4 protein-coding genes are annotated in these 6,797 nt (G+C 61.6%); all 4 read right to left on the reverse strand.

What is annotated here, in order from left to right:
• Window positions 1-121: 121 nt before the first annotated feature.
• Window positions 122-1,414, reverse strand: a complete 1,293-nt coding sequence (gene serS / locus NV64_RS07100; RefSeq protein WP_101505608.1) for a serine--tRNA ligase — start codon at window positions 1,412-1,414, stop codon at window positions 122-124.
• Between the two features lie 94 nt (window positions 1,415-1,508).
• Window positions 1,509-2,852, reverse strand: coding sequence for a replication-associated recombination protein A (locus NV64_RS07105; protein WP_056236905.1), 1,344 nt, complete (start codon window positions 2,850-2,852; stop codon window positions 1,509-1,511).
• A 7-nt stretch (window positions 2,853-2,859) separates the two neighbouring features.
• Window positions 2,860-3,471 (reverse strand): outer membrane lipoprotein chaperone LolA, encoded by a 612-nt coding sequence (gene lolA / locus NV64_RS07110; RefSeq protein ID WP_056236907.1) that lies wholly within the window; start codon window positions 3,469-3,471, stop codon window positions 2,860-2,862.
• 179 nt (window positions 3,472-3,650) lie between these two features.
• Window positions 3,651-6,797 (reverse strand): DNA translocase FtsK (locus NV64_RS23940; protein WP_304529215.1); only part of this gene is annotated, 3,147 nt, incomplete at its 5' end.

The raw sequence follows: 6,797 nt of genomic DNA on the forward strand, positions 1-6,797 counted from the left end.
GAGAAATTATCTCATTGAATTTGCTGTTAAATTGTTCCTGAAGACGATTAAAGTCGATGACCATTTTTTCTCAAACTACAGATAAAAAAAACCCGCCGGGCGGCGGGTTTGTCTGGCTGGCTTAACCGATAAACTCGAGCCCTTTCATATACGGCCGCAGCACTTCCGGCACTTCGATACGGCCGTCAGCCTGCTGGTAGTTCTCCAGTACCGCCACCAGGGTGCGGCCCACCGCCAGGCCGGAGCCGTTCAGGGTGTGCACCAGGCGGGTTTTGCTCTCGCCTTTTGGACGGCAGCGCGCTTTCATGCGGCGCGCCTGGAAATCACCCATGTTCGAGCACGAGGAGATTTCACGGTAAGTATCCTGCGCCGGCAGCCACACTTCCAGATCGTAGGTTTTGTGTGAGCCAAAGCCCATATCACCGGTACACAGCAGCACCTTGCGGTACGGCAGGTTGAGCAGCTGCAGCACTTTCTCAGCGTGGCCGACCAGCTCTTCCAGCGCGTCCATCGAGTCTTCCGGACGGGTAATATGCACCATTTCAACTTTATCGAACTGGTGCATACGGATCAGGCCACGGGTATCACGACCGTAGGCACCGGCTTCAGAACGGAAGCACGGCGTGTGTGCGGTCATCTTAAGCGGCAGCGACTCTTCTTCGAGGATCTCGTCACGCACCAGGTTAGTCAGCGGCACTTCCGACGTCGGGATCAGCGCATAGTTGCTGCTGGAAGCTTCTTCTTCCAGCGGGCGGGTATGGAACAGATCTTCACCAAACTTCGGCAGCTGGCCGGTACCGTACAGGCTGGCGTGGTTGACCAGGTAAGGCACGTAGGTTTCCTGATAACCATGCTGCTCGGTGTGCAGATCGAGCATAAACTGGCTCAGCGCACGGTGCATCAGCGCAATCTGTCCGCGCATCACGATAAAACGTGAACCGGTCAACTTCACCGCGGCAGCAAAATCCAGGCCTGCTGCCATTTCACCCAGCTCAACGTGGTCACGCACGGCAAAATCAAATTTGCGCGGCTCACCCCAGCGGCCGATCTCCTGGTTCTCGCTGTCGTCTTTACCGAACGGCACCACGTCAGCAGGAATGTTTGGGATCGCCAGGGCCATCTCGTTAATCTTCGTCAGCAGCTCATCCAGCTCCACTTTGGCCGCATCCAGGCGTTCGCCCAGCAGATTAACTTCCTGACGCAGCGGCTCAATATCTTCCCCGCGCGCTTTCGCCTGACCGATGGATTTGGATCGGGAGTTACGCTCTGCCTGCAGATTTTCGGTTTCTACCTGCAACACCTTGCGGCGCTCTTCGTGTGCGCGCAGTGTGTCAACGTCCAGTTTGTAGCCCCGGCGTGCCAGTTGTTCAGCAACGGCCTCTGGCTCATTACGTAGCAGATTGGGATCGAGCATGCTTGTCCTGTGCTTGTTATGATTGATAAAAAGAGGGGACGCACCCGAGTTCGGCTGCGTTGAATTCACTGCTAACCTTACCGCAACGCCCCTGTCAGCGGTAGCGTTTTGTCGGGCTAATTTGATCCTGCTCAGCCAGCCAGGCGAGCTTTTCGCCGATCTTGCCTTCCAGGCCACGGGAAACCGGACGATAGTAGCGGGTCTGCGCCATCTGCGGCGGGAAGTAGTCCTCGCCGGCGGCGTAGGCGTTCGGCTCATCGTGAGCGTAACGGTACTCCGCGCCCAGCCCCATCTCCTTCATCAGTCTGGTCGGTGCGTTGCGCAGATGCTCCGGCACGTCATAGTCCGGGTTATCGCGCGCGTCACGCATCGCCGCTTTGAAGGCGGTATAGACGGCGTTACTTTTCGGCGCACAGGCGAGATAGACGATCGCCTGAGCGATGGCGCGCTCGCCTTCGGCCGGGCCGACGCGGGTGAAACAGTCCCAGGCGGCAATCGCCACCTGCATGCCGCGCGGGTCGGCGTTACCGACGTCTTCCGAGGCGATGGCCAGCAGCCGGCGGGCAACGTACAGCGGATCGCCACCGGCGGTGATAATACGCGCATACCAGTAAAGCGCCGCGTCCGGTGACGAGCCGCGCACCGACTTATGCAGCGCGGAGATCAGATCGTAAAAGCGGTCGCCTTTATTATCAAAGCGCGCGCTACGTTCACCGGAGACTTCGTTCAACAGCTGCGGGGTCAGCTCGCGCTGCGCGGCCGTATTGACTTCGGCCATATCGGCCATCATTTCCAGCGTATTCAGCGCCCGCCGCGCGTCGCCGTTGACCAGCTCGGCAATCATATCGCGGGTCTTCGCCGGCAGCACCACGTTGTCATTGCCGTAGCCGCGCTCTGCATCCTGCATCGCCTGGTCCAGCACCACGGCAATATCTTCGGCGGTAAGGGATTTCAGCAGATAGACGCGGGCGCGGGAGAGCAGCGCCGAATTGAGCTCAAAGGAGGGATTTTCAGTGGTGGCACCGATAAAGGTGATGGTGCCATCTTCAATATGCGGCAGAAACGCATCCTGCTGGCTTTTATTGAAGCGGTGCACCTCATCCACGAACAGGATGGTGCGGCGGCCGGCGTTACGGCTCTGCCGCGCCCGCTCGATCGCTTCGCGGATCTCTTTTACACCCGAGGTGACGGCGGAAATACGCTCAACGTCCGCCTGGCCGTAGTGGCCGATAATTTCGGCCAGCGTGGTTTTCCCTGTCCCCGGCGGCCCCCACAGGATCATCGAATGCAGATGGCCCGCTTCAATCGCCCGCGGCAGCGGTTTACCCGCCGCCAGCAGGTGCTGCTGACCGATGTACTCCGCCAGCGTGCGTGGCCGCATGCGCGCGGCCAGCGGCTGGAATTCGTTGCGGGAAAAATCGAGGGACAGGTTACTCACGCAGACCTCACTGACGCTGATCGTCCAGCGTCACGCCTTTTGGCGGGGTAAATTTAAATTTATCCGCACTCACCGTGCCGTTCTGCTGGCTTTTCAACGCATAGCTGCTGCGCTGGCCGTCCTGCTCTACCGCGCTGAACTGGTTGATGGTGCCGTTCGGTGACACATTGATGTTGAACTGTTTCAGATTGCCGTCCGGTGACTTCGGCGTCAGGGAGAAGCTGTCGCCCTGCTGCGAAACGTTATACTGCTTCCAGTCGCTGGCCTGGTTACGGGCAATCAGCATAAACGGCGTGTTGCCGGTGGCGTCTTTCAGCCAGCTGGCGCTGACCTGCTCAACAAACGGGTTGTAGAACCACAGGGTTTTCCCGTCTGAGATCAGCACGCTTTCATCCGGTGCGGTCATATGCCAGTTGAACAGGTTCGGACGCTGCACCCACATTTCGCCTTCGCCATCCTGTACCGAGGCACCACCGCCGTCGGTCACCTTCTGGCTGAAGGTGGCGTGGAAGCTCTTCACCTTGTCCAGACGCTGCTGCAGATCGCTGGAAGCATCGGCCAGCACGCCAGCCGAGGTAAATGCCGCCAGCAGGCAGCAGGAAACGATCAATTTTTTCATTACGGCATCCTTATTGAAACTCGTGCATCCCGTAGCGGGTAAGCGTGACGGGGATAACTGTAGCCAGGCGCTGGCCGGAATAACAGGAGAATAGGCTGAATTCTCCCGGCAGCATGGGGCAGATATGGGGATCGGAGGCCGACTATTCAACGGGCCGGTTACCCGGCCCGTTAACAATATTACATTTCGTGCGGCGGCGGCGCTAACACCTCACGGTTACCGTTATGGCCCGGTGAGGAGACAATGCCCTGCGCTTCCATCTGTTCGATAATGCGCGCCGCGCGGTTATAGCCGATGCGGAACTGGCGCTGCACGCCGGAGATCGAGGCGCGGCGTTTATCCACCACAAACTCCACCGCCTGGTCGAACAGCTGATCCAGCTCTTCATCACCGTCAAGCCCACCGCCGCTGCCGGATTCACCGTCCTCGCCGGCGCTCAGGATGCCCTCTTTATACTGAGGACGTTCACGCGCCTTCCAGTCTTTCACTACCGCATGCACTTCCTGGTCACGCACAAAGGCACCGTGCACGCGCACCGGAATTGACGAGTTAGGGGCCAGATAGAGCATATCCCCCATGCCCAGCAGCGACTCGGCTCCCGACTGGTCGAGAATGGTACGCGAGTCGATTTTGCTCGACACGGTAAAGGCAATACGGGTCGGAATATTGGCTTTGATCAGGCCGGTGATCACATCCACCGACGGGCGCTGGGTCGCCAGCACCAGGTGAATACCGGCGGCACGGGCCTTCTGTGCCAGGCGGGCGATCAGCTCTTCCACCTTCTTGCCTACCGTCATGATCAGATCGGCAAATTCGTCGACCATCACCACGATATACGGCTCTTTTTCCAGCACCGGCGGCGACATATCCATGCTGTCGGTCGGTTTCCAGAACGGATCCGGGATCGGCCGGCCCATCGCTTCCGCGAGGTCGACCTTCTCGTTGTAACCGGCAATATTACGCACGCCCAGCGCCGACATCAGCTTGTAGCGGCGTTCCATCTCCACCACGCACCAGCGCAGCGCGTTGGCGGCGTCTTTCATATCGGTTACTACGTCGGTTAACAGGTGCGGGATCCCCTCGTACACCGACAGCTCCAGCATTTTCGGGTCGATCATGATAAAGCGCACCTCTTTCGGCGTGGCTTTATACAGGATGCTGAGGATCATGGCGTTAACGCCGACCGACTTACCGGAACCGGTGGTACCCGCCACCAGCAGGTGCGGCATCTTGCCGAGGTCCGCCACTACCGGCTCACCCGAGATATCTTTGCCCAGCACGATCGACAGCGGCGACGGATTATCGCGGAACGCCGGGCAGTCGAGCACTTCGCGCAGATAAACCGTCTGCCGGTGCTGGTTTGGCAGCTCAAGGCCGACGTAAGGCCGCCCCGGGATCACTTCCACCACGCGCACCGCCACGGCAGAGAGCGAACGGGCCAGGTCTTTCGACAGGTTAGAAATACGGGCCGCCTTGACGCCCGGCGCCAGATCCAGCTCGAAGCGGGTGATCACCGGGCCTGGCGAACTGCCGACCACGTCGGCTTTCACCCGGTAATCCGCCAGACGCGCTTCGATCAGCCGTGAGGTCTGCTCCAGCGCGAACTGATCGACCGGGGTGGTTTCCGCCGGCGGTGAAGCCAGCAGATCGAGCGTTGGCAACGGCGTGGTCGGCGTATGCGTCGGCCGCTCGTGGCGCACCAGGAACGGATGGATCAGGCTGTCCATATCCGGCTCCTGAGGCGCGACAGGCTGCGCTACCGGGGCAGCGGGCTGCTGCGTAGCCTGAGGCTGCCACTGCGAGGAAGCAGCAGCAGGAGACTGGCTCTGAGTCTGCACAGGCTGTGACGACGCGGGCTGCTGCCACTGCGTCGCGGCAGGCTCAGGCTCTGGCTGTTGCCACTGGGAAACAGTGGGCTGCGGACGTTGCCACTGGGAAGCGGCAGGCTGCGAGGCCTGCGGCTGCTGCGCCTGGCTGGTCGCGGGCTGCCACTGGGCGGCGGCAGGCGTTGAGGCCTGTGGCTGCTGCGGCTGGCTGGCCGCGGGCTGCGCTGGCTGCCACTGAGCGGCTGTTGGCTGAGAGCCCTGCGGCTGCGCCGGCTGGCTGGCTGAAGGCTGCGCTGACTGCCACTGAGCCGCTGCGGGCTGTGGCGACGGACTGGTCGCGTGCTGTGGCTGCTGCCACTGCGCGGTGGCCAGGGCTGACGCCGCAACGGCGGCCTGCTCCGTGGCTGCCGGCAGGGTAAACAGCGGCTCTGTCGGGCCGTCATCGGCCAGGTCGTCCAGCGGCGAGAAGTCGAAGGCACCGTGGGTGTCCGGCGTAAAGGTTGGCGACTCGTCGGCTTCAGCGCCGTAACGCTGCTGCTGCTGTTGAGCAAACTGGCTGGCCAGCGCGGCCTGCTGCAGCGCGTCTTCGTCCTGTTCCGCAAACTCGTCGCCGTAGCGTTGCTGTTCGCGGGCAAGGAAGGCTTCGCGCAGATGCGCTTCTGCCAGGTCGTCATCACTGGCCTCTACGCCATAACTGTCGGGGCCGCTGGCCGCTGCCGGCGAGGCAGCGACGGCACCGGTTGCCGCCGCTGCTGCCTGCTGCAGACGCTGTTCTTCCTGCTCTCTGGCTTTCTCTTCCGCCATGCGCTGTGAAGGCAGTTTAATGCCGTACGAGGCCAGTTCACGGCGGGTAGGGAGTTTCACCGGCTTAGGGCGCGGCAGTTCAGGACCAATGCCCTGCTTCACCTGCGGATTCAGATCGTCACCGCTGACGGCGCTGAAGCCCGGCATAAACAGCATATCGCTGCTGGCGGACTGCGCCGCCGCCGCCACGGCAGCACCGCTGGTCGCGGCCGCAACGGCCCCCGGATGGTGCGGCGTATCCGGCGTGGCAAAATCAAACGGCGATGCCGAGGCGTTTCGCCAGTCGCCCATCTGCGGACCGTCGTCCCGATCGACGGCAGGCTGCGCCGGTGCAGGCGTTTGCGCTTCACTCGGGACATCAAAACGGTGCAGCGGCGGCGCGGCAGCATCAGTGTTTACGCCAGGCTGAGCCGTTGCCGCCTCGCTGCCAAAGGCAGATGACGCAGCAGACGCATTGTTGCCGAAGCCAGAGACGTTCGGTGCAGCGTGCTGGCTGCCGTGGGCAGGTGCAGGCTGGTTGCCATAAGCAGGCGCAGGCTGATTGCCATAGGCAGGCGCAGGCTGATTGCCATAGGCAGGCGCAGGCTGATTGGCATAAGCAGGCGCAGGCTGATTGGCATAAGCAGGCGCAGGCTGGTTGCCGTAGTCAGGCGGCATCGGGCTGTACTGAGATGCGGCAGCAGCCGCCTGAGGCGG

Source organism: Erwinia sp. B116, assembly GCF_002865965.1.
GTDB lineage: Bacteria > Pseudomonadota > Gammaproteobacteria > Enterobacterales > Enterobacteriaceae > Erwinia.

Excerpts from the sequence above, each read along its gene's own strand:
- serS (WP_101505608.1), bottom strand. The coding sequence starts at position 1,414 with ATGCTCGATCCCAATCTGCTACGTAATGAGCCAGAGGCCGTTGCTGAA.
- lolA (WP_056236907.1), bottom strand. The coding sequence starts at position 3,471 with ATGAAAAAATTGATCGTTTCCTGCTGCCTGCTGGCGGCATTTACCTCG.